We start from the raw sequence: 24,770 nt of genomic DNA, 5'->3' as shown, positions 1-24,770 counted from the left end.
ATAGGAGGATGTATGAATTTTCAAGACCCCGATCTTGTTCTCGTTAAAATTATGGTGGGAGAAAAGAAAGCATTCTTTCAAGTGATTGGTCATGGGCATGAAGATATAGCACTCCAAGATATTGATAATAAATCTATATTTTCCTTTACAAAGAAAGACGTTGAGATACTTTTGGAGAAAGGAAAGTTAAAGGTAATGACACGAAATGAATTACCACAATGCCTTGTCGGCGTGTCATTGGATAAACATAAAATAATTGCCAAGAAATCGACAACAACTCAAGCGTTTGAACAGTTAGAAAGGAGATACTCCTACGTGAAAGGTGTTATTGATGAAAGGATACCTGCATTCACCGCAAAACAGTTAGAACCTTATATTGAAAAGAGGTCACTAGAAATCATGGATGATCGTCCGCCAAATTGGAGAACTTTGACTCGATGGATAAAGTTGTATTTAGAAAATGGTTGTGAAAAGAAATCACTTTTACCACGGCATGCATTTAGTGGTAACTACAATTCCAAGATCAATTTAAAAGTTGGGGAGTTGTTAGATTCGATCTTGAATGAGTATTTGGATAAGCAGTCACCTATGAATTACAATAGTGCTTATAATGATTTTCTTGAACGATTAGAGTGCCTTAATAATAATCGAGAAGAACATGGATTGGGTAGGCTACAAGCATGCAGTTATAATTCTCTGAGGAAGAGATTTAAAAGGTAGTTTTAGTATATTTATAGATGTGTACTATATCTTTATGATATTTTAACAAATTAAAACAATACTTTATATTATTAGTATTTTTAGTGCTATAAATATATACATTGCTTGTAGCGACATTCGCGCCTCATCCATAGCTGCGACCCTCACAAAGTGAAACAAATTACATCAAACTCAATAGCTTACCAGTGAGCACGCTGCTTTTGTTTCGTAACATCGCTATAATGGTAAGCTTTGTAACTAAAGCACCTTTAGCTAAGTCATTATGTTAATTAGAGCGGTAGAACACCGTGATTGGCCCGCAATCATGGCCATACAAGAAGCCTGTTACCACGCTTTTGACCCTGAACCCTTAAGTGTTATGCAAAGCAAATGGCATCTTTCTCCCTCAACCTGTTTTATCAGTGAATACCATCATCGGGTTGTGGGTTACTGTCTGGCACACCCTTGGCGTGGTGCTCCACCGGCGTTAAATCAACAACTCCCAACACAAATCTCTCAGCCTGATACCCTCTACCTCCACGATATGGCATTGGCTCCCCAGGCTCAGGGACTAGGAGCCGGTCAAGCCATGCTGAAGCAATTAAATCATACAAGCCTATCAATTGGCACTGCCCACGCTCTCTTTGGTGGCGGTACAGGGGGCTGATAGTTACTGGGCTCAACACGGGTTTCGCCATAGGGTAGTCCCCCCGAAAAATAACAGCAGCCAAAAGTAGAATTTTCTCGTAAGGTAAAACGTAGGAGATTCGACATGAAAACATCGCGATACACAGACAGTCAGATAATTAACATCCTCAAGCAAGCTGAAGCAGGAACGCCCGTTCCAGAGCTTTGTCGTGAGCATGGCATGAGCAGTGCGACCTTTTACAAATGGCGTGCAAAATATGGTGGCATGGATGCGTCACTCATGGCACGCATGAAAGAGCTTGAGGACGAAAACCGGCGGCTCAAGAAAATGTATGCAGAAGAACGCCTCAAAGCCGAAATCATTCAGGAAGCCATGGCAAAAAAGTGGTGAAGCCCAGTGAGCGGCGAGTGCTTGCTCAGCAGTCTGTGGCGGCTTCAGACATCAGTATTCGAATGGCGTGTCGCATTTTCAGTGTCAGTGAAAGTTGCTACCGCTACCAATCAGTCCTTCGAGATGAAAATGCGGATATTGCCGATTGGCTTATCCAGCTGACGACAGATGAAAATGACTGGGGCTTTGGTCTGTGCTTTGATTACCTGCGCAATGTGAAAGGCAAACTCTGGAACCACAAACGCGTATATCGTATTTATTGCGAGTTGGCGTTAAACCTGCGTATTCGCCCCAAACGACGGCTAAAACGCCATGCCCCAGAGCCTCTAAAAGAACCCGTGCGGCCGAATCAAGTTTGGTCTGTAGATTTCATGCATGATCAATTAGCCGATGGCCGACGCTACCGCTTATTCAACGTTATCGATGATTATCATCGTGAAGGTTTGGCGATTGAAGCGGGATTGTCATTGCCAGCATTACGAGTTATTAGGACGCTAAATCAACTCTTGGAGCAGCGGCCAAAGCCTTCAATTATCCGTTGTGATAATGGGCCTGAGTTCATTAGCGGTGAGTTTGTCAATTGGGCTAAGCGACACAACATTCGGATTGAATATATTCAGCCAGGTAAGCCCCAGCAGAACGCTTACATAGAAAGGCACAACAAAACAATTCGATACAGTTGGGTCAGCAAGCATCTTTTCGACTCAATAGACGAGGTACAAGACTACGCAACAAAGTGGCTTTGGTTTTACAATCATGAACGACCACACAAAGCAAACAATGGCAGGCCACCACTGATGGCTGCTTAGCCTCTACTTTAAACTGCGGTTAAAAAAGGGAGGACTACCATAGCAACACAACCAAATGCTTGAGTAGCTACTGTGATAACTCCAGCTACATGATATTCCCCCTAACAGAAACAAACCCGAGCCGATCCCAAATGCAATTTCAGGTATACTGCCCGTCAATTTCCTCATTCCGTTAAGGAGCACCAATGGCACGTCAGGTGGCCTATACCTTCAAAGGCGAAGAAAAAGTCATTAACTTCGCCTACGACAAATACCATGATATGTATGAAGCAGCCGCGGCAGCAGAAGGCATAAATCTGGATCGTTTTCTCGCGATGGAGCAACAAGTTGCTATGACCTCTAAGGGCAGTAAAGCCGTAAGAGATTTTCGTACCAACGAATTTGCCAGAATGGGCCTGACCAATATCCATTTTGTCAGGGATGAGCAGGACGCCTAAACGGGCCTTGGCCGCATATTACAGGGACGACACTATGTATAATCCAGAGCACGCTAACTTCCCCCGGGCAGGATTTTTCCGCCGTCTCGGGGCTATGGTGTATGACTTATTGCTGGCGATTGCCGTGTATGTCTTTTGTGGCACCTTAGGCTTTGGCCTATTTGCCCTACTGGCAGGCAGTGGTTTGATTGATATGCAAGGCTACGGACATCTATCCGATCTGCTCAATCGCAACCCGCTCTACCACGGCTTATACCAGCTTTACCTCGTAATCTGTGTGGCCAGCTTTTATGCCTTGTTCTGGAGTCGTGGCGGGCAAACACTGGGCATGCGTGCTTGGCGTCTGAAGGTACAACATCCCGATGGCCGTAACCTTAGCCTGATCACCGCCTATGCCAGAATTGTCTGGTCCCTGCTGGGGTTGGGTAATCTGGCTATTTTACTGGCCAGAGATAAGCTAGCACTGCAAGACAGCATGACTCGCTCAGAGGTGGTGGTACTTTCTCAAGCAGCGAATCAGCTGCGAAACTGGCATGGTGCCTAAGTTAATACAGCCCCATTCATTTAAGGCTTGATATAGGCAAATCCCTGTTGTTGTTTCAGTGCCAGCTCATACACACCGGCTGGCACTACTACTGCAGCATCATATAGATCTCCAGCAACCAGTCCCTTTTTCATCATGGTGTTATGGCAAACTGCCACACAACCGCCCTGCAGGATCAGCCTTTGTAACACGTCAGCATCTGTATTCTGTGCCAAGGTTGCCTTTAATAAATGTTCAATAGCCTCATCATGCACCAGCAGCTCTATTTCTATCGTTGCCGCCACCTTTAATAAGTTATTGATATTATTGATAGCTCTATGCCATTGGCTGCTTTCATTCACATGCAGAATTATCTTCAGCATATCTTGTCCCCATCTGACAATAATTCTTGCCACCATATAGGGATATGAAAACAGAGAATGCCACTTGGCTAACAAAAAGGGCTCACTGTCATTTAATTCATCATCGCATTAGATTTCAGCCATCTCTGCAGGGACAAAATAACCGCTTTGCCAGCACAATTGGCCTTGCTCATCCCATACCTGATAACAGTGCGTTTCATCTACCTGTGGGAATTCATAACGGGCGAACTGTTGCAGCATCACAGCTTGAGGAACCGCAACTCGGCGCTGCCGATTACGCTGCAATACCCGGCTTCGAGGCGCAATAAATACCACAAGAGTCACTAAAGCATGATAATCCTCCGCCAGGCTTATCAGCTGCTGACGAAAATCTTGCCGCAGAGATGTTGCATCCCACACCATATCAGCCCCACAGCGCAAACCTTGCTTTAAACGCGTCCGAGCCACATTCAGTACTTGCCGATTGTGTTGCTGTAACTGACGATCGGTAAATAACTCTTCGCGGATGGCATCAAGGGATATTACCTGCCAATCCCGGTAGTGCTGCGCGACAAAACTGGATTTACCCACGCCACTGGGACCACAAAGGATGACCAATCTGGCATGATGAGTTTTATGCTGGTATCCGCGCGCCAAAGCCTCTTCGGCAAGGCTGATACTGTCTTGCTGTAACCAGCGAATGCCTCTCGCCCACACATATTGCTGCGCAGCGTCGTTCTCCCGCTGTAATGGCTGCTGAAGTACTGTAGGGGTAAAGGCATGCCCCCATACCCCGTATTCCCGGGCGAACAGTTCAAATTCATCTAACAGGCTTAACTGTGCGGGTAAATCCGCACAAATTCGCCCGCGCATATCAGCCTGCTCTAACCAATAAAGCAACTCAGTATCGACCCGGCGTGACAGCGCTAAATATTCGCCGCGATTTTTATTTTTTATCACCAATAATTTGGGCTGATGATGCTCTCCCACCAATCCGAGGACTGACCAAATAACGTCAAAGGACAAGGGTAACTCAGGCAGTAAAAAAGCCAGTAAATTGCGCCCAGCCGCTTCATGACCGGGACTGACAATATAAGCTATGCCGTCTCGCAACACCCTCTTACTACAGGTGAGTTTACCAATATCGTGCAGCGCCGCCGCCAGAATCAATGCCTGACGCCGTGCTCCTCGTATATGCGCAGCCGGACCGGCCAATAACCCATACAAGGCATCCATTACCATCGCACTATGACGCATCACGTCACCTTCCCCGTGCCATCGGCTATCCTGAGCAATACCGGCCAAATCCGATAATTGAGGAATGATGGGCGCTAACTGGGCGCAACACTGCGCCATGGAAGGGGTCGCATCACAAGCAAGACCCATTAACCAAGTCTTCATTGCGCCTCCTGCGTAACCGGCGCTAAGCCATTGGCGACCACTTCAGCATACATCCAGTGCTTACCTGTTTGTACATGGCCGGCCCGCACCCATTTTGCGACAGATACAGCAAACGCATCATAGTGAAAGGCATCGGCCAAGCGTACAACATAACCTTCCATCTGGCGGGTATCTATTGTCAAAGTGCGGATAAATTTTTCATCCCACGGGCCTCGATATAACACCCGAGGTGAGACAATGCCCAATAGCGAAAACCACAGCTGAGTGTCATCCCAACTTAAGCAAATATTTTGCTCATCCCAAATAGAAAAACCGTAAAAATAACTTTGTAAACGGGTATACGCCAACGCGTGTCTGGCATACAGGTTTTCACCACAAATACGCCATTGTGGAGGAATATCAGCGGCGATAGCGGCATGAAACTGTTTCAGCCAATCCCGGGACGGATGGTTAACGCTATCAAGTGAACGGGCATGGCAACCATGGCGATACAGGCTGCTATTTTCACCATCCATTTTTTCAGTAATAACAACTTCTCGGCCAATAAATTGTCGAGTATCGATACAGCGGATATCGTCAGCATCAACACCCGCTGACCAAGGTAAATGCACTGTGCGAGGATATTTAAATTTTGTGATAGACATCATTTGTTCCAGTGATATTTTTAGGGTGTGCGCAGCCCGCCTAAATAAACAGGTCACTCACAATCTCAAGACACACAGAACAAATTACATAACTCAACCGAAAGTAGCGCTTTCAGCCTCTAAATCAAATTATCGCCAATACTACTGCGCAGTAACATAAATGTATATTGCTTTTATTGCTGAAACTTGTTGCCTACTCCAACGAATTTAATAGCCTATGTTATTAAATAGAGGGGATAACGTTATGTTTGAAAAAAACATTAAAATCACCGATTGCCAATATCAGCTTGAAAAATCGCCACCATCGTTCAATTAAAATACTTTCCTCATACAAGTATTATTATCGAGGTCATAAAATAGTAGATATAACCTATGCTCACTGATTCATTAGCGACTCAGAATATCCGTTGTTATCCGCACTATCAGATTCGTACTATCGATATAGGAAAGACCTATCAAGGATAAATGTTAATTGCATACCTCAACGGGATAACGCTGTACTGTCCCCTTTACTAACCTGGGTTCACCGCTTAGCCCACAAGCGGCAGACAATAGGCATTTAAACAAAGCAACTAAATTAATAGCTTTGAAATATTTAAAAAACAGATAATTAACGTAAAACATCAAACGCAAGCTCATAATTTAGGCTATCTATTGACACAGTGTGATTAACTCCATAGTCATTTCATCTCTGTTTCAGAATGACTGAATATTGGTCGTCAATAATAAGCTTAGGAATCAATTTATCTGTTGGATAACAGTTTACTCAAACATGAAAACAACTATCGCGGCACACCGTATTGTTGAATATTCCAAGCTTAAAAACGCGTAAGCAAATTTATTTAAGCCAAGGCAGAAAGACGGAAACGTTCTCCACTCAACATATGGTTTATGAGTATTACCCTATTACGTGAGTATCGTGTTATCGATTAATGTTCATGTTTTATCCACTCAGAGCGGTTGTGACTTAATCTCCTGCAAGGAAGCAAACATCTCGATGGATTCACTAACTTAAGCTAGATGCTGCTTACCATTATTTTTTATATATCAGCTATTATTTATGCAGAATCAATATCTTTATGATCAAAGTTTATCGCATTGCCAATGGTGGATGGCATTAAGTGCCCCTCATACTATTACTAATGCCAATATCTATGATTTTTTTTCGCTTGGTTTACGCAAAGATAATCCAGATATCGAAGAATGGCAGCAGGGACTACAAAATGGCTGGGGAATTGAAGATAGAGCAGATTTTCTGGTGATGATCATGCGCTTGATCAAAGGAGAGATCCATGGTGAAGAATTGATGACAGAGTTAGATTTAAAACATTTTGCCTCTCCTTCTCAATGGCATAGTTTTATCCGTAATATTACCGATGATATTGAGCTGACTCGGGCGCAGTTTGTCGACATTCTTTACCACCACTGCGGTATTGGCGGTTTAAAAGGCTGGGATTATACCCGAGCAGGATTTCTGATCCGCGCCGGTTACTATTGTGAACATTTTTCCCAAGATGAAGCCTGCTACATGCTCAACCTTGCGGCCCGTCAGGCTCAACGTCATTACAGCAATTGGCAGCAATATCTCAAATGCGGCATTTTAGGCCGTAATTTCTGGCTATTTAACAATAAAACCCGCAACGGAAAACTGGCAGATTGGGGGTATAAATTACTCAACCGCGGAATTGATTATGAATATGACACCTATTACCGCGATTTAGCACCATATCAGGAGTTCTTCCGGCAATTAGATTGGCACACCCCTCTGCCAGATCTGACCATGCCTGAATCCCTATCCACCCTATTAATGCCGAGACGTGCTGCATGAGTATCTGGCAAACACTGCAACTGGAACCGACCACAGATATTCGGGCAATCAAATCAGCTTACTGTGAACGATTAAAACATACGCCATCAGAGAATAATTCTGCCATACTGCAGCGGCTGGGATATGCATACGAAACTGCATTGAAACAGGCACTACAACAAGCAGATAGCCAAACTTCGATAGAGGCTCCCCTGACCTTACGACAGGATCCGCTCGTTTTTAAAGCCAATATCATTTTGCAAGATCCAGCCAGACGCTGTAACCCCGCAGTATGGCAGCGTTGGCGTGAACAATATCAATTAGTTTCCCCCCTTCGCCAGCAGGTCATTACTCAGCAATTGATTAACAGCCTAGCACCATACAACCATTGGTTGATTGGTGACATATATGACATTTTGACGCAAACCTGTGATTGGCGCAGCCAAACACACGGGCAAAACGATAATAAAAACCCAAGCCTGCAACAGCTAAGACGACAAGTCGCTCTAGTCGATATCGCTTCACTGCCCCAGATGAGTCATATTGAGCAATATGCCCTGCTGTCAGTGCTCACCCCTTTATCACGAGCCTTACATGATCAAGACATCGCGAGTCTGAGACAATTACTGCGGCAACATCACGTTATGCCCGTTAACCTTAGTCGCACACTGCAAGCCAATCTGCTTAGGCTTTATTCTGCGGCTAATCACTGGCCCGCAAACTTGTTTTTACCTATGGTGACCGAGCTACTAGCCAATGATGATGGGGTCAGCATCGAAACGTGGCAGCAATTGACTTATGCCTGTCTGCAACAGCAGTGGCATATTTCCTTTTATGCCTGTATCGATAGGCTGTTATCTTTAAATGAATTCAATACCGTTGCGACTTTACTCATGCAATGGAATCTCAGTGAAGACCCCCAGCTAGCATTAGCACTGGCCCATCTGGTACAACGCTGGGACCCCAAGCCACTAGCCTATTGGCGCCATGAGCGTCGCCTTATCCCAGCTGAAAAAGACCATGATGAAGCGGAGCTTAACCTGCTATATCAAGATTTACTTGGCCAAGGCTTGTTACCCCATATCCAGATCGATGAGCAACGACTATCGCCTCAAGGTATGACTGAGCAAATGCTGAGCATCCACCTTATTTCACAACAGGGTACGGTTGCTCATATTCGCCAGATTATCTCCGCCACTCAAGACACCATAGATCATATTGAACAGGTCATTGCAGCAACTATCGGCAATTACAGTACCAAGGGCACCCGGATTTGGTTTCAACTGGCACATTTACAGTTACAACAATTGCTGGATTATCTTAATGCATCCCCGCAAATTATTGCCCTGTTAGAAGGACAACTATCTCTTGCCCCCACAGCAGATTTAATTGCTACCTTGACCAAGGGGCAATGGCTACAATTGGTATACCGCTACCCGGCATTACCATCAGAATGGTTGGCGGCATTAAAACAACAAAAAATACTCCCCGACTGTCATCAACCCTTTGCCGCTATCGGTGATTTTTACTATCAACATCATGATGAGCGCACAGGCTACTGCTGGTATATCAAAGAACCCCGCAAAACGCCGGAAATCCGGCAGAAACTGGCGTTATATCAATACAACTGCGCACAACACAGCGATACCCCCCAAGATGCAGTCAATTGGCTCATATTAGCAGCAGAAAATGGTCACGCTGACGCGCAGTATGAAATGGCCTGTCGTTATCACCAGGGCAAAGATGTCGAACAAGATGACGCTCAGGCACTAAACTGGTATACCCAAGCCGCAGCGCAAGGCAACATTGATGCTATGGTCCATGCCGGCAGACAATTTGAGCAGGCCCAAGGCACGCCACAGGATCTGCAAAAAGCATTTAAATATTATCTACAAGCCGCTAAGGCCGGGCACCGACTGGGACAGTATTACCTAGCCAATATGTACCACAAGGGAGAATATGTCTTACGGGATGACCGGCAGGCTCTGCACTGGTATGAGCAATCTGCCGCCCAACAACATCGTTCCGCGCAGTTTATGCTTGGTCAGCTATATCATTACGGACAAGGTATTGAAACTGATGAAATATTAGCCCGGCACTGGTATCAACAAGCCGCTGCCCAAGGCTGTGAGGATGCTGTGACTGAATTACAGTTACTGGCCAAAATCACAATTCCACCCCCCACGACAAGCAATAAACCCAAAGTATTTAAGATACTGAATAAGATTATGCATCGGCATTAATATCACCGGCAGCTCTCCTGAACTGCCGGTATGATTCTAAGCTTATTTTGAGTGGACATGGCATACCATAGTGTTAATAACGTTTGCCACATCACTTTGCGAGCATTCTACTGACCATTCAAGCTGCTTTTTGCAACAATTGGTAGGATTTATATAAAGATTTATTTTTTCAACTAAAGATAAAACATTTCAAGTGATATTCCTAAAATGGTCATTGCGTTAGCATCAGTGTCAATTAATGAGACAACTATCAGTTTTGCGGCAAAGTATAAGATTTATGCTTTTAAAAGCATTCAATTTAACTAAAAACTTAATTAACCAGACAAATCATAGTGTTATTATTTACCTAAAAATAGGCAATTAAAAACAAATCCTGAATCTGCAAACCACATAAAATCAATTATATATAACAAAAATAAGTAAGAGAGATAAAAGAGGTTACACACAACAAATCAGGATAGTAATAAAGCACTAGACCAGCAAAGTTTGCCATTATTAAAATAAAAACAAAATAGTCAGTTCACGTTTTAGCAAGCTCAACTTAGCCAGCCACCAATGATAAATTGATAGCCTTTAAGCAATAACAAACAATCAATTCCATGATATTTAATTAACTTAATGCCCAGTAAATCAGCAAACGCATTCTTATAATAATATCCTGCTTTAGCCTTGCTGAATAACGGGAATATACTGGCAATTTCCCCTTCAGGATAACCACATTGCAACAAGATGCTTTCGCTATCGGTATTGATTTAGGTACAACAAACAGTGCTATTGCCGTTTACCGTAATGGTGCAGCAGAATTGATCCCCAATATCTACCATCAATATCTCACGCCTTCTGTTGTCAGTATTGCCGCGGATCAAACCATTTTAGTCGGCGAGCCCGCCCATAGCCGTTTGGTGACCTATCCGGCAGACACAGTTGCAACTTTCAAACGGTATTTAGGTACAGATAAAAAATACCCTCTGGCCGGGCAGGATTACAGCCCAACAGAGCTCTGTGCCTTGATACTTAAGTCATTAAAGGAGGATGCTGAAACACATCTACAGCAGCCTATCCGCGATGTGGTCATTTCCGTGCCAGCCTATTTTAATGATCATCAACGTAAAGAAGTGCGTCACAGTGCTGAACTTGCCGGACTCAATGCGGTACGTCTTATCAATGAACCTACCGCCGCCAGTCTGGCGTATGGCATTAACGACAGCAGTGCCAATAAACGCTATCTGATCTTTGACCTTGGCGGCGGCACCTTTGATGTCACCATTGTTGAACAAGCCGATACCTTTATCGAAGTACATGCATCCACCGGCGATAACTTCTTGGGTGGAGAGGATCTCACCGCAGCTTTAATGGATGCCGTCTACAGCAAACTCGAATTAAATCGCGAAGAGACAGTACTGGCAGAGCAAGCCATCATTGCGGCCGCTTGTGAGCAAGGTAAAAAACAGCGACATACTCAATTGGATGTGCAGTTGCCAGCACCATTTTCCTGCCAGCTGAGTTTCGATAATGATGAACTGGGGAAAATCTGGCAACCAGTAATGACCCGCATTGCTAAGCCCATAAAACAGGCACTGAAAGATGCCCGTATTAGCATTGATGAAATTGATGACATCATTTTTGTCGGCGGTGCAACCCGGCTAAAAGACATTCACCAGATGGCGACCCGGCTGTTTGGCCGCTTTATCAAACAAACACTGGATCCAGATCTGGTGGTTGCCATGGGCGCGGCGGTGCAGGCGGCTTGTCGTCTGCGGGATAAATCCATCGAAGAGGTGATTTTGACCGATGTCTGTCCTTACAGCTTAGGGATTGAGACCGTCAGTGATACTCAGTCCGGCCTGTTTAGTCCCATTATTGAACGTAATACCGTGATCCCCTGCTCCCGAGAGGAGCGTTTTTATACCACCCATGATGACCAGCGCCGCATCAATATTGCTGTATTCCAAGGAGAATCCTTCTGGGTAACCCACAATATTCTTATCGATAGTTTCAGCATTGATGTCCCCGCTGGCAAGGCTGGTTATGAGGCCATTGATGTGCGTTTTAGCTATGACATTAATGGCCTGCTGGAAGTCAATGTTACCGTGGTCTCAACCAATCAAACCACAACCAAGGTGATTGTCCAGCACCCCAATGGCATGACAGACAGCGAAAAACAACAAAGCTTGGACAAGCTCAGCCGCCTAAAAACCCATCCAAGGGATCAACTGGAAAATATCGCCTTTAACGAAAAGCTCAACCGTCTGTATGAACAGGCACTCGGTGATGAACGAGACTATCTGAGTCAACTAATCCTGTCATTTAATCAGGCGCTCATCAGCCAAGATATTCAACTGATCAATAAGACTCGGCAGCAAATTGACGCCGCTCTGTCAGACAATTTCTGATTTATCCAACACAAAAAGTACTATGCAAAAATATAACCAATTTGATACCAGCCTGCCCCATTGCCAATGGTGGATGGCGCTGACCACTTCACAAAGTATCGTCGATGATGATGTTTACGATTTTATGGCCTTGGGGCTACGCAAAGACCATCCAGACAAAGCTGACTGGCTCAATGACCTGAACAATGGCTGGGGAATATCCAGCCGGGAAGAGTTTCTCCATACGATCATGCGATTAATCCATGCAGAAGTTCATGGGGATTCACTGCTATCAGAGCTAGATTTCATCCATTTTGCCGGATCGGATCAATGGCAGGAATATATTGATGATCAGCAAGATGACAAAATACGTACTACGGCACAATTTGCCGATCTACTCTATCACCACTGTGGGTTGGGTGGGATTCGGGCATGGGATTACAGTCGGGCTGGATATTTAATCCGTGCTTGTTATTTCTGTGAGCAATTAACTCATGATGAAACCTGTTTTCTATTAAATCTAACCGCACAACGAGCACAATATTTTTACCACAGTTGGGAACAATATCTAGCAGCCAGTATTTTAGGCCGTAACTATTGGCTATTCGGCAATAAAACTCGTCAAGGACCATTGGAAAACTGGGGAGATAAATTACTCAATCAGGGGCTGGGCTATGAATACGATGAATTCTATCAAGATTTACTTCCCTACCAACCCCTATTCAATCAACTCGATTGGCACACACCACTACCTGAATTAGCTGTGCCTATTTCACTGTCTGAACTTTTTAACCAGGAAGACGCGGCATGACAATTTGGCACACCTTGCAACTGGCTCCGACCAAAGATACCCAGGCAATTAAAACGGCATACCGCCAACAACTGAAAACCACACATCCGGAAGAGGATCCTCAGGCATTTCAGGCACTACGCCTCGCCTATGAAACCGCCTTGAAACTGGCAGCCCAACCCGATGAAGAGGCGACTACAACAGCAACAAATGGGCCGGTAACGGATCGTGCGGAGGAAAACACTGACAAGGATCCACTGATCATAGAGCTAGAAACCTTGCTAGATAATCCTGTCACCCGCTTTGATATAGCGCAATGGCAACGCTGGGTAGAACAATATCCGCTGGTCTCATTAAACCGCCAACAGATTATTTTCCGTCAAGTACTGGATACCATGCTCCCCTGCAGCGACTGGATGATAGGGGAAGTGTACGAACTGCTATGGCAAACCTTTGAATGGGATGGCTTTCGTCAGCAACCGGACACTGAAAATTTAGGTGACTACCTGTATCAGTTGACCCAACAAGACTGTCTGATGGAACCTGCCGTGCTCAGCACCATGACGGATAGCGAACAAAAATCAATACAACAACATTTGGTACCATTAGCTCGGGCACTGAGTTTCCGGGATACTAATGCGCTGCGCCAGCTGCTGCGGGCCCCTTTACCAGAAGTGGACTGTGAAACCTATCGTATCAGTATGTTACGCCTATATAGTGCCATTGGACAATGTCCGGACGCCGTGTTGCGTCAAATACTGGATGCTAGTTTTGCAGCTCAAGAAGAATATATTCCCCAAATCTGGCGTATGCTGGCGCAATTGTGTCAGCAAAAAGGCTGGTATTATGACGTCAACCTCTGTCTCGATAAACTGCAGGCACAATTTGAATATGCCAGCGTTGCCCAGCTGGTAATACAGGCAAACCTTAAACAAGATCCACTTCTGGCACTGGCAATGGCATTAGTGGTTCAGCACTGGCAACGAAAACGTGCGGCATACTGGCGTCTGCAGCGACAACTGAAACCTGCAGCAGATGATACTCAATTACAGCTACTTTATCTGGAGCTACTGGGTAATCCGCTAATAACCCTGAACCAAATAGATGCAAAATTGCTTTCTCCTGCCAGTCTGCCTGAATTAATGTTCAGCCATAATCTTATCGAACAACTGGGCACAGTATCGCAAATCCGCCACATTCTCAGCATTCTAGAGCAACAAAATATTGATGAAAAGCTAAGGCATCCCGATTGGCAGCGTTGGTGTACTCTGGCCAGTGCCCAGTTAAAATATATTTTAGAGTACCTGAATACAAACCCGGAGATTATTGATGTACTAGAAAAGCGCATCCTGTTAATGCCGACTCAGGAGCGGATTGAAGCACTGGATCAGAGTCAGTGGATACAACTGCTACGTCGCTATCCTAATATGCCACAGGAGTGGATAAACGCTCTACAGCAATATGACATGATCCCAGACAGCAATCAGCCGCTGGCAGCCATAGGTGATTATTTCCAACAGGAACACAATCAATATCAGGCTTATCTCTGTTATCTTCGCCAACCCAATAAAAAAGCAGAATACACCCAAAAACTGGCGGATATACAGTATCGATATGGTAGGGCATGCCGGCAAGAATATATGGCAAATCAATGGTATCTAACAGCAGCCGAAAATGGACATCCAGAGGCTCAAGCTGAGTTGGGTATCGCTTACCGAGATGGCAATGGTGTCAAAAAAAACTTAACCGCAGCCTTCAATTGGTTTTCAAAGGCTGCAGAGCAAGGTCATGCCATCAGTCAGCTTAATGCCGGTTATATGTGTGATCATGGCTGGGGCGTGATGGTACACAAAGGTAAAGCATTTGAGCTATACCAGCTGGCTGCTGAGCAGGGTGATATGATTGCGCAATATAACTTAGCCATCATGTACTGCAATGGTGATTTTGTTGCAGAAGATTATGTCATCGCCAGACATTGGTTCGAAGAATCGGCCACGCAAGGCTATATCGCAGCTCAGTATAAATTAGCCGGTATCTTTAAAAACGGCTTAGGCGTCGCGCAGGATCTGCAACGGGCCTTGACGTTATATCAGGCAGCCGCTGACCAAGACTGGGCAGATGCCCAATTTGAACTAGCACAAATATATCAGCAAGGATGCGGTACCGAGGTGGATGAGAAACTAGCCGAGTACTGGTACCAAAAAGCCATTGATAATGGCAATACTGAGGCTAAAGCCGCACTAGAACGGCTCCGTAATGGCGGTGTAATTGAAATGGTACATCGCCCCATCTTCTCTAACTTCTTGGGCCGTTTTTGGCAGAAAGAAAAAGACCGAGCAGATTAAACCCAAGCGGCCAAATCTCACTCGATTTAAGCTAACTGACACTACTTAAACTAGCTTGAGCTCACTGAAGACCGCGTCGACATCCTGACTGACGCGGTTTTTTTAACCTAACTAACCCAGCTAGCTTTAATGCCGCGCAAAGATATCTCCCCGCTGAAGCGTGAGGTTAAACGGATAATGCAGTGACAACAGCAAACGATAAGTCAGTGATGCGCTACCACTTGGGCAACCAAAGGCATCAAGATTGATAAATATATCTCCCGCCTTCGCCCCAAAGCCAACCTGTTGCGGCCGATAACACCACTCACCGCCCCATAGCTGACCCTGTTGCTGAACATATAAAGGGTCAATCCGATAGTCGGGGCGCAACACCTTTTCCCCTGCAGCAAACTTTGTTTGTACCGCCTCAGTCATTTCACCTTGGAGTTGCTCACTATAGAGCAGATTAAAACGAGCAATACCCTTCATTCCTTCGCTTTGAAATTTAGGCCCATCACGCATATCACTAAACAGTTGAGGGGTATTAGCGACAAAACCGATACAAGCTACTTCATACAGCAAGTCATCTTGTTTTTTCCACCGCTCGGGAATCGCCCACATCGCCTCATAGCCTTTAACCGGACACTGGGTTGGAGCTGGATACTCCTGCGCTAACTTGTCTTGGCACTGACGAATATTCGCCTCTAACGCCCGGGTTACTTTGGCGCCATAGCGATCGGGTTCACTGATCAACCAAGTATTAAATACCTCATCCCCCAAGGTTAAACAGCCAAGTTGATCTCCGGCTTTATGCTGGTAAAACATCAAATCGCTAATTAACCACAATCCTTGTTGTAAACCGGCGTCTGACTGCTGATGCATACCCTGCAAAGTGCATTTTTTTAATGCGCCATTGAGTCGCGTAATAGCCCCGGCAATATCATGATGATCATAAGCTGTCTTGGCTGTGGCTCTCGCCTGCTTTAGTGCCTCACCACGACAAGGGTCATCTTGCTGCGCCAGACACAGCGATGCTGGAAAATATAATAACCCGGCCAATATGGCCAAAGGTAATAATGACAGTATTCGTTTTAACATAATATTTCCAAGGGACTGTAACTTTAAAGGAAGTGACCTTAAGAAAAGTGACCTTAAAGGAAGTGACTGCAGCATCAGCTAACTCACATTGAATTATGTTCTGATTAAGTGCACTTCTGGTTGAGGACGTAAAAGTAGGAACAAGTTTTCATCGAGTCAGTAAGTGATGGATAACCCAAATTCACCAGCAATAAAGCGCCCGAGTGGGCGCTTTATTCAGCTCAAAATGGCTGGTATGGCCAATGTGGTCTGGTCAACGACGAATGAAATACAGTGCGACACCGGTAAACAGTAAACTCGGAGCGATAGCCCCTACCGCTGGCGGCAAGGAAAACACCATACTCATGGGGCCAAAGATTTGGTTAGAAATATAGAAACTAAAGCCAGCAACAACGCCTAACAACACCCGCGCCCCCATGGTCACACTGCGCAGCGGACCAAATACAAATGATAAGGCCACTAACATCATCACGGCCACGGTGACCGGCTGCATAATTTTACGCCACAGCGCCAACTCATAACGACTGGGATCCTGATGATTAATTTTCAGGTATTCGAGATAATCCACCAAGCCTTCGATAGACAATGCCTCGGGTTTTACCGACACAATACTGAGCTTGTCCGGCGTCAACGTCGAGTACCAATCGAGCTGTTTGAGATGATGGCGTGTCACCCGCTCAGCGGTCAAATCCGTTCGGGTCACATCCGTCATCAACCAATAGCCCCGCTGAAACACCGCTTTATCCGCATGGATCACATTGGTTAAATCTCGGGTACCATCAAACTTATACTGGGTAACATTGGCCAGCACATTGGTGTCCACCACTTCGCCAATATTGACAAATAAATCACCGTCTTTAGCCCAAATGCCCCGGTGTGACTGGATCATGCTACCACCAGAGATCAGGGTTGCTTTCATATCATTGGCTTTTTGCTCAGCAACTGGAGCACCCCACTCGCCTAATGCCATAACCATCAGCATCAGAGGTACAGCAGTTTTCATCGCTGACATGGTGATCTGCAGCCGGGACAGACCGGAGGCCTGCATCACCACCAATTCAGAATTGGATGCCAGCATCCCCATACCGATCAAGGCCCCAAGCAATACCGCCATGGGGAAAAACATCTCCACATCACGGGGGATCAAAAATAGCACATAAATGCCAGCATCCATCATGGTGTATGCACCACGTCCCACATGACGCAGCTGATCCACCCACTTGATAATGCCAGAAAGCCCGGTAAGCACCAGCAGACACAGCGCAGAGGTACTCAACAGCACCCGAGCAATATACCAGTCAAGGATCTTCACTGTGCAGCCCTCTTACGTTTGAAGAAGCTAAATATCTTCAGCCCCATAGGTCGCTCTTTACCCAGCAGCATTAAACCTATTATCAGGGCGATAATATGGATCCACCACATGCCGAAGTAACTGGGTATCACCTGATCCTCCAGCGCCTTGCGCCCCGCCACCATCAAGCCGAAATAGCCTAGATACAACAAGATAGCCGGTAGCAGTTTGGCAAACTTACCTTGACGAACATTCACCCGCGCCAATGGCACTGCAATTAAGGTCATTAATGGAATGGCCAAAGGAATCGCTAAACGCCAGTTAAATTCAGCCGTAGCCTCCGGGGTATCAAGCTGCATCAGTTTGCCAATGGGCAGGGCTGACATTTTCCGCCGGCGCTGATCCACTTCCTGCTCTTTAATCTGCATGCCATAGCCGCCGAAATTGATCTCCTGATAATCACGTTTCATCGGTGTGACCTGATAACGAGTACCATCATTCAGTACCAGATGCTGACTACCTGAGCTTTCTTCCACCACTTTGCCGCTCCGGGCAACCACCAAATTAGTCGCATCAGATTCATCATGGGGATCCGGCATTTGGGCAACAAACACATTGCTCAAACTGTTATCTTTGCCGATTTTTTCCACAAACAATACGGCGCGGCCATTAGGACTGGTCTGAAAACGCCCCTGCACCAACGCGGCCAAACCGGCTTCAGATTGTGCCTGCTCCAGTACCTGGTTTTGCGTTTCTTCAGCCCAAGGCGCAACATAGAGCGAAAGACAAGCCGTGATGATCATATTGACCACCGCCAGCACCAAAGTGACTCGGGTGACATACCATTCGCTGATCCCCACACCGTGGAAAATCACCATTTCATTTTCAGCGTACATGCGGCCATGGGCCACCAGAATGCCAAGGAAAAGACTGAGGGGTAATACCAGTACAGTCAGACTGGGTAAATTTAGACCCAACAGGGTCAACACCAGTGACCCGGGAAAGTCACCGTCGGAGGCATCAGCCAACACTCGCACAAAATGCTGGCTAAGAAAAATGGTTAACAGTACCAAAAGTACCGCGATTTGCGCCTTTAAAACTTCTCGAATCAGATATCTAAATACAATCACAGGCTGAATCCGGTATCTAAACTTATCTTTTTGCTGGTATCAGACAGACTTTCATGTAAACTGTTTACTTTTGATAGTTTTCTGACCAACTCCCATGCTGACGGGCAAATAAAGTCTGTCAATTCATATGGCATCTCGGAGTGCAGTCATTGGGAGTACCAGGGTCGGCACCGCCCGACAAAGACTCCCTTGCCGTCGGGAACAGTGGTATGGATAACCCGCATTGCCATGGGATACCGCCGCGTTGCACACACTGCCTGTTTTTCAGGCAAACAACTCAGCATATCTCTTGCCCTGTGCCAGATTTGGACACAAAGCGGTATTATCCAATAAATAAAAAAATTTGTCTTTAAGAATCTAGGAGTGCTCATGGAGTTTAGCGTAAAGAGCGGTAGCCCCGAGAAACAACGCTCAGCCTGTATCGTGGTGGGTGTATACGAACCGCGGCGGTTATCCGGAATTGCAGAGCAGCTGGATAAGATCAGCGAAGGGTATATCAGCAATCTACTGCGACGGGGCGATTTAGAGGGGAAACCCGGTCAGATGCTACTGCTGCACCATGTTCCCAATGTTCTCAGCGAACGCGTACTGCTGGTAGGTTGTGGCAAAGAACGCGAACTGGATGAACGTCAATATAAGCAAATCATCGCCAAAACTATCAACACCCTCAATGAAACCGGTTCCATGGAAGCCGTCTGCTTCTTAACCGAATTACACGTCAAAAGCCGCGACACCTATTGGAAAGTCCGCCAGGCCGTCGAAACCACCAATGCCAGCCTCTACAGCTTTGATGCACTGAAAAGCCGCAAAGGTGAATACCGCCGCCCACTGCGCAAACTGGTCTTCAATGTCCCAACTCGCCGTGAATTAACTGTTGGTGAGCGTGCCATCGAGCATGGCAATGCCGTTTCTGCGGGTGTGCAACTTTGTCGTGATGTGGCCAATATGCCACCTAACATCTGCAATCCTGCTTACTTGGCTTCCCAGGCGCGCCAAATGGGCGAGCAATTTGACAAACTGACAGTCACCACTGTCGGTGAAGAACAAATGGCTGAGCTGGGCATGAATGCCTATCTGGCTGTTGGCCGTGGCAGTGCAAATGAATCCATTATGACAGTGCTGAATTATCAGGGCTCGGTCAATACCACTGAAAAGCCGATTGTACTGGTCGGTAAAGGGCTGACTTTCGATTCCGGCGGTATCTCCCTAAAACCCGGAGAAGCCATGGATGAGATGAAATATGACATGGGCGGCGCTGCCGGCGTTCTGGGTACCATGCGTGCCATCTGTGAAATGAATCTGCCTATTAATGTGGTTGGGGTGCTCGCCGGTTGTGAAAATATGCCATCGGGCAATTCATACCGTCCGGGCGATATTCTCACCACTATGTCTGGTCAGACTGTTGAAGTGTTAAACACGGATGCTGAAGGCCGCCTGGTTTTGTGTGATGTGCTGACCTATGTCGAGCGCTTTGATCCTGAGCTGGTTGTCGATACCGCCACCTTAACCGGTGCCTGTGTGATCGCGTTGGGTAAACACGCTTCAGGTCTGTTCTCTGGCCATAATCCTCTGGCTCATGAACTGCTTAACGCCGGTGAGCAGTCTGGTGACCGCGCATGGCGTATGCCACTGTGGGATGAGTACCAAGATATGCTGGAAAGCCCATTTGCCGATATGACTAACTTGGGCGGTCGTCCAGCAGGCGCCATTACCGCAGCTTGTTTCCTGTCCCGTTTTGCCAAGAAGTACAACTGGGCTCACTTGGACGTGGCGGGTACCGCGTGGAACAGTGGTGCAAATAAAGGATCAACCGGCCGTCCTGTGCCCCTGCTGACCCAGTTCGTGATTAACCGTGCCGGTGCGGGTAACGACGAGTAACCATCTTTGGAGACCCAAAAAAGCGAAGCTTAGGCTTCGCTTTTTTATTGTCTTCGAAGTGTTATCTATATGAGCCGCCAATGGTCAAAACAATCTCATCGGCGCAAGACTATCAACCATTCCTTCAAAGGCATCAACGTCATGAAATAGGTTATTTTAATGACCAAGGTCAAACTTTCATATCACATTAGATGTTAGGTTTGTAATTGAAAATTTAAATAATAGTTAAGGTTGTCGAATGGATTCGGTTAAAGAAATTCACCACGCTTGGCTTTCTCTCCCTGATGGTACCCGTTTGGCATTTCGCGCCTGGATGCCCCGCGATGCCGACACGAATCCCGTTCCTGCAATTTTAGAGTTTTTACCATACCGCAAAAATGACGGCACCGTCATCCGTGATGAAATTACGATGCCGGAAACCGCTGCCCATGGTTATGCGTGTATTCGTGTTGATTTACGGGGCTGTGGTGAATCAGAGGGGTTGTTTGAAGATGAGTATTCTGCCCAAGAGTTACAAGATGGCTACGACGTAATTCATTGGCTTGCCAAGCAACCCTGGTGCGATGGTAACGTCGGTATGGTTGGTATTTCTTGGGGGGGCTTTAACGCACTACAAATAGCAGCACTGAATCCCCCCGCACTTAAGGCCATTATTACCCAATGCTCAACCGATGATCGCTTTCGTGATGACATTCACTTTTTAGGTGGTTGTTTATTAAATGACAATATGGATTGGGCCGCTTTTTTCTGGGCGTATGCCCAAGCGCGCAGTCCCGATCCTAAACTGGTTGGCGATACATGGAAATCGATCTGGCTTAACCGACTCAACCACATGCCTTTTTTAGCCACACCATGGATAACGAACCAAACCCGTAATGATTATTGGAAGCATGGCTCAGTATGCGAAGACTATTCTAAAATCAAAATTCCCGTGTACGCTATCGGCGGCTGGGCTGATAACTATCGCAATACCGTTTTTACACTACTCAGTCATTTAACTGTCCCGAAAAAAGGACTTATTGGCCCTTGGGCACATAAATATCCCAATATTGCTTATCCAAATCCACAAATGGACTATGTTGCAGAATCAGTGCGATGGTGGGATCGTTGGTTGAAAAAAATAGATAATGGCATCGATAGTGAGCCAGAATTGCAATATTACTTACAGGAAAGTGTCCTGCCATGCCGAGATTACAATATCCGACCAGGGAAATGGGTTAGTGAACCCACTTGGCCATCACCTAATACACAATATCTCACCTATTATTTGAGTGATAAATCGCTACAAACCACGCCCAAAGAAAGTGCCCCTATTTTAATCCACTCACCACAAGATGTCGGTCTAGATAGCGGTCGGCTGTGTGTTGGTATTCGACTCGAAATGGAACAGTCTGCAGATCAACGCCATGATGATGCAGGTTCAGTCGTATTCGAAACGGATAAGTTAAAAGATGAATTACCAATTGCAGGGCAAATAAAAGCTAATTTTGCTTTATCAAGCTCTGCCCCGAATGGCCATTTAATCATCCGTATTTGTGATGTGCATCCTTGTGGGGGGGTGACACGGATCACTCACGGACTACTCAATTTAGCCCATCGCAATAGCCACGAATTCCCTGAAGTTTTAGAACCAAACTATGAATATCAGATTGAAGTGCTGCTATATCATATCGCTTATATCATCCCTAAAGGCCATAAACTTAGAATCGCGGTATCTACTGCCTATTGGCCATTAACCTGGCCATGTGAATATGATGCAACACTTAAATTAAACCCTACCCTTAGCTCAATTACACTCCCACTAAATTCCACCCAAACCCCCACTAACCGTATCCCCACTTACAACCGCGCAATCCAGTTTGCAGGAGAACAACGAACGCCATCAAATAGCGAAAGAATCATAAAAAAAGATCATAAAACTGGCATAACAACACTCGAAACATATGATGATTTTGGTTGCCAATTTTTTAACTCATCCCAAAGTGAAGTTCAGTTTGATATTCATCAGTTTTTATCAATTCATCCACAAGATCCATACAGCGCAAAAAATGATATTACCCTGCATGTGGAAATGGGGAGAGATGGATGGCGAACAGGTCTGAATGCGAATTATATCATGACTTGTGATCATAATAATTTTTACATAAATGCATATTGGGTTACTAAACATAATAACGAAGTTGTCTTTAAAAAAGAATTTAACGAAGTTATAAAAAGAAATTATATATAATAAAAACAATTGGAGTAGTCTATGTTTAAAAATATAAGACCACTTGTATTTTTTCCTACTTTCTTTATTTTAATCGGTGCCTTATTACTTAGCGTCATAGATATTAAACAATTCACCCATGTAACGACATCATTAAACAACACTGTATTAGAGTTATTTTCTTGGCTGTTTAGTCTCGGCAGTTTTTATCTATTAGCGCTTATTATTTTCACTTACTTCTCTCGATTAGGCAATATTCGTATTGGCGGTAAAAACAGTACCCCAAAAGTCACTAAACCACGCTGGTTTATGATTGTTCTCTGTACAACCTTGGCAGTTGGCGTATTATTTTGGACTACAGCAGAACCTATTTATCATTTACATAACCCGCCTGAAAGCTTAGGCATTGAACCTGATAGTGATAATGCGGCATTATTTGCCTTTTCAGCCATGTTTTTACACTGGGGACCAACCCCTTATGCTATTTATTGTGTCCCGGCGCTGATTTTCGCCCTGACATTTTATAATCTAAAATTACCTTTTTCTATTTCCAGTTCTCTACACCCCGTATTTGGTAAAGTATTAACACCAAGATGTTCTGATATTATTGACGCACTTGCCCTATATTCTTTGGTTGTTGGAATGGCATCATCATTAGGAACAGGTGCACTAACACTATTAGGGGGTGTTAGCCAGTTTATTAATATCGATAGAAACGCAATCACATTAGGCGCTTTTGTTTTAATACTTGTAGTCACTTTTATTTTTTCAGCCGCCAGTGGCTTAAATAAAGGGATTGCACGCTTATCTAAAGCAAACTTCTGGATGTTAATTGCATTATTTATATTTGTCCTCATATTCGGCCCGACAATATATATATTATCAATTGGTACTGAAGGCTTAGGAGCATATTTACAAAATTTTTTCCGCTTAAGCTTATTTACAGGTCAGGCTGCTGATGACCCATGGCCACAATCATGGAGTGTTTTTTACTGGGCCGTATGGTTTGCCTGGGCGCCCATTACAGCTATGTTTCTTGGTAAAATTGCCAGAGGGTATACGGTAAAAGAATTTATTCAGATAAATCTCATTTTCCCAAGCTTATTTATATTACTCTGGGTATCTGTCTTTGGCGGAACGGCAATATATTTTGATGTTATCTCTAATGATGCTTTACATAGCGTTTTAAATAATGAAGGTATTGAACAACTACTTTATTATATTATGGCGCAATTACCTATGAGTAGTATTACTTCATTTTTCTTAATTTTTATTGCATTTATCTCTTATGTTACCGCTGCTGACTCCAGTACAGATGCCATTGGTGACTTATGCACAAAAAACTTTACTTCAGAGTCAGATGAAAGAACGGCATTACCCATAAAAATACTCTGGGGTACCCTCATCGGTTTAGTCGCTTGGATTATGATCAGTACTGTCGGCATCACCGGCATTAAACAACTCTCTAATCTCGGAGGGTTACCGGCTGCATTAATTACTCTAGCTTGCAGTTTTACATTAATTTATTGGCTAAAAAACCCCTTAGCTATTGACAAATAATATAATAAAAATAATAGATTGATTAAATTGGAAATATGTAAATGAATCCATCAAATATCAGGTCACCTCAAACCCGGTTCTGTGTGCATAGCTCTCGCGTTCAGATGCTTTCAGCAGCTGAACGCGCCTTATTCTGTTAACCTTGCCACAAAAG

The 24,770-nt window shown here is 45.1% G+C and carries 19 protein-coding genes; 13 read left to right on the top strand and 6 right to left on the bottom strand.

What is annotated here, in order from left to right; all coding sequences use genetic code 11:
- Positions 1-12 precede the first annotated feature (12 nt).
- The 5 genes from NFHSH190041_RS04650 (at position 13) to NFHSH190041_RS04630 (ending at position 3,528) form a co-directional block, all read left to right on the top strand.
- Positions 13-720 carry a hypothetical protein gene (locus tag NFHSH190041_RS04650; protein ID WP_261924131.1) on the top strand — a complete coding sequence of 236 codons (708 nt, stop codon included), beginning with the start codon at positions 13-15 and terminating at the stop codon, positions 718-720.
- 304 nt (positions 721-1,024) lie between these two features.
- Positions 1,025-1,366 (top strand): GNAT family N-acetyltransferase, encoded by a 342-nt coding sequence (locus tag NFHSH190041_RS04645; protein WP_261924130.1) that lies wholly within the window; start codon positions 1,025-1,027, stop codon positions 1,364-1,366.
- Positions 1,367-1,471: 105 nt separating this feature from the next.
- Positions 1,472-2,547, top strand: a protein-coding gene (locus NFHSH190041_RS04640; protein ID WP_261921927.1) for an IS3 family transposase whose coding sequence is annotated in 2 segments (ribosomal slippage) — positions 1,472-1,724 and positions 1,724-2,547 — 1,077 coding nt in all. Because the reading frame shifts where the segments join, the coding sequence is not laid out codon by codon here.
- 185 nt (positions 2,548-2,732) lie between these two features.
- Positions 2,733-2,984: a DUF2960 domain-containing protein gene (locus NFHSH190041_RS04635; protein ID WP_261924129.1), complete on the top strand. Its 252-nt coding sequence runs from the start codon at positions 2,733-2,735 to the stop codon at positions 2,982-2,984.
- 34 nt (positions 2,985-3,018) lie between these two features.
- Positions 3,019-3,528, top strand: coding sequence for an RDD family protein (locus NFHSH190041_RS04630; protein ID WP_261924128.1), 510 nt, complete (start codon positions 3,019-3,021; stop codon positions 3,526-3,528).
- Positions 3,529-3,548: 20 nt separating this feature from the next.
- Here the strand turns inward: NFHSH190041_RS04630 and NFHSH190041_RS04625 are convergent, their stop codons facing one another.
- The 3 genes from NFHSH190041_RS04625 to NFHSH190041_RS04615 all read right to left on the bottom strand — a co-directional run bounded on the left by NFHSH190041_RS04625 (position 3,549) and on the right by NFHSH190041_RS04615 (position 5,917).
- Positions 3,549-3,890, bottom strand: coding sequence for a DsrE family protein (locus tag NFHSH190041_RS04625; protein WP_261924127.1), 342 nt, complete (start codon positions 3,888-3,890; stop codon positions 3,549-3,551).
- A 108-nt stretch (positions 3,891-3,998) separates the two neighbouring features.
- Positions 3,999-5,270, bottom strand: a complete 1,272-nt coding sequence (locus NFHSH190041_RS04620) for an AAA family ATPase (RefSeq protein WP_261924126.1) — start codon at positions 5,268-5,270, stop codon at positions 3,999-4,001.
- Positions 5,267-5,917, bottom strand: a complete 651-nt coding sequence (locus tag NFHSH190041_RS04615; RefSeq protein ID WP_261924125.1) for an RNA ligase family protein — start codon at positions 5,915-5,917, stop codon at positions 5,267-5,269. Before NFHSH190041_RS04615 ends, NFHSH190041_RS04620 begins: the two co-directional genes overlap by 4 nt.
- A 1,057-nt stretch (positions 5,918-6,974) precedes the next feature.
- Between NFHSH190041_RS04615 and NFHSH190041_RS04610 the strand changes: the two genes are divergently transcribed.
- The 5 genes from NFHSH190041_RS04610 to NFHSH190041_RS04590 all read left to right on the top strand — a co-directional run bounded on the left by NFHSH190041_RS04610 (position 6,975) and on the right by NFHSH190041_RS04590 (position 15,471).
- Positions 6,975-7,742 carry a DUF1266 domain-containing protein gene (locus tag NFHSH190041_RS04610; RefSeq protein ID WP_261924124.1) on the top strand — a complete coding sequence of 256 codons (768 nt, stop codon included), beginning with the start codon at positions 6,975-6,977 and terminating at the stop codon, positions 7,740-7,742.
- On the top strand, positions 7,739-9,964 hold the full coding sequence (locus tag NFHSH190041_RS04605) for a tetratricopeptide repeat protein (protein ID WP_261924123.1): 2,226 nt from the start codon (positions 7,739-7,741) through the stop codon (positions 9,962-9,964). Before NFHSH190041_RS04610 ends, NFHSH190041_RS04605 begins: the two co-directional genes overlap by 4 nt.
- A 719-nt stretch (positions 9,965-10,683) precedes the next feature.
- Complete coding sequence (locus NFHSH190041_RS04600; RefSeq protein ID WP_261924122.1) at positions 10,684-12,357, top strand: Hsp70 family protein; 1,674 nt, start codon at positions 10,684-10,686, stop codon at positions 12,355-12,357.
- Between the two features lie 22 nt (positions 12,358-12,379).
- Positions 12,380-13,147, top strand: coding sequence for a DUF1266 domain-containing protein (locus tag NFHSH190041_RS04595; RefSeq protein WP_261924121.1), 768 nt, complete (start codon positions 12,380-12,382; stop codon positions 13,145-13,147).
- Entirely contained in the window at positions 13,144-15,471 is a 2,328-nt protein-coding gene (locus NFHSH190041_RS04590; protein WP_261924120.1) for a J domain-containing protein, read from the top strand. The genes NFHSH190041_RS04595 and NFHSH190041_RS04590 overlap by 4 nt, the downstream gene beginning before the upstream one ends.
- A gap of 126 nt (positions 15,472-15,597) precedes the next feature.
- Here the strand turns inward: NFHSH190041_RS04590 and NFHSH190041_RS04585 are convergent, their stop codons facing one another.
- The 3 genes from NFHSH190041_RS04585 to lptF form a co-directional block, all read right to left on the bottom strand.
- On the bottom strand, positions 15,598-16,548 hold the full coding sequence (locus tag NFHSH190041_RS04585) for a hypothetical protein (RefSeq protein ID WP_261924119.1): 951 nt from the start codon (positions 16,546-16,548) through the stop codon (positions 15,598-15,600).
- A 253-nt stretch (positions 16,549-16,801) separates the two neighbouring features.
- Positions 16,802-17,860, bottom strand: a complete 1,059-nt coding sequence (lptG, locus tag NFHSH190041_RS04580) for an LPS export ABC transporter permease LptG (protein ID WP_261924118.1) — start codon at positions 17,858-17,860, stop codon at positions 16,802-16,804.
- A complete protein-coding gene (gene lptF / locus NFHSH190041_RS04575) occupies positions 17,857-18,969 on the bottom strand; it encodes an LPS export ABC transporter permease LptF (protein WP_261924117.1) in 1,113 nt (370 codons plus the stop codon). The genes lptG and lptF overlap by 4 nt, the downstream gene beginning before the upstream one ends.
- 369 nt (positions 18,970-19,338) lie before the next feature.
- On the opposite strand from lptF, the gene pepA reads away from it, so the two are divergent.
- The 3 genes from pepA to NFHSH190041_RS04560 all read left to right on the top strand — a co-directional run bounded on the left by pepA (position 19,339) and on the right by NFHSH190041_RS04560 (position 24,616).
- Entirely contained in the window at positions 19,339-20,847 is a 1,509-nt protein-coding gene (gene pepA, locus NFHSH190041_RS04570) for a leucyl aminopeptidase (protein ID WP_261924116.1), read from the top strand.
- Between the two features lie 238 nt (positions 20,848-21,085).
- Positions 21,086-23,077, top strand: coding sequence for a CocE/NonD family hydrolase (locus NFHSH190041_RS04565; protein WP_261924115.1), 1,992 nt, complete (start codon positions 21,086-21,088; stop codon positions 23,075-23,077).
- 21 nt (positions 23,078-23,098) lie between these two features.
- Positions 23,099-24,616, top strand: a complete 1,518-nt coding sequence (locus NFHSH190041_RS04560; protein ID WP_261924114.1) for a BCCT family transporter — start codon at positions 23,099-23,101, stop codon at positions 24,614-24,616.
- Positions 24,617-24,770 lie beyond the last annotated feature (154 nt).

Source organism: Shewanella sp. NFH-SH190041 (assembly GCF_024363255.1).
GTDB lineage: Bacteria > Pseudomonadota > Gammaproteobacteria > Enterobacterales > Shewanellaceae > Shewanella.
The sequence above is the reverse complement of the archived record's forward strand: the minus strand, read 5'-3'. Positions and strand labels throughout refer to the sequence as shown.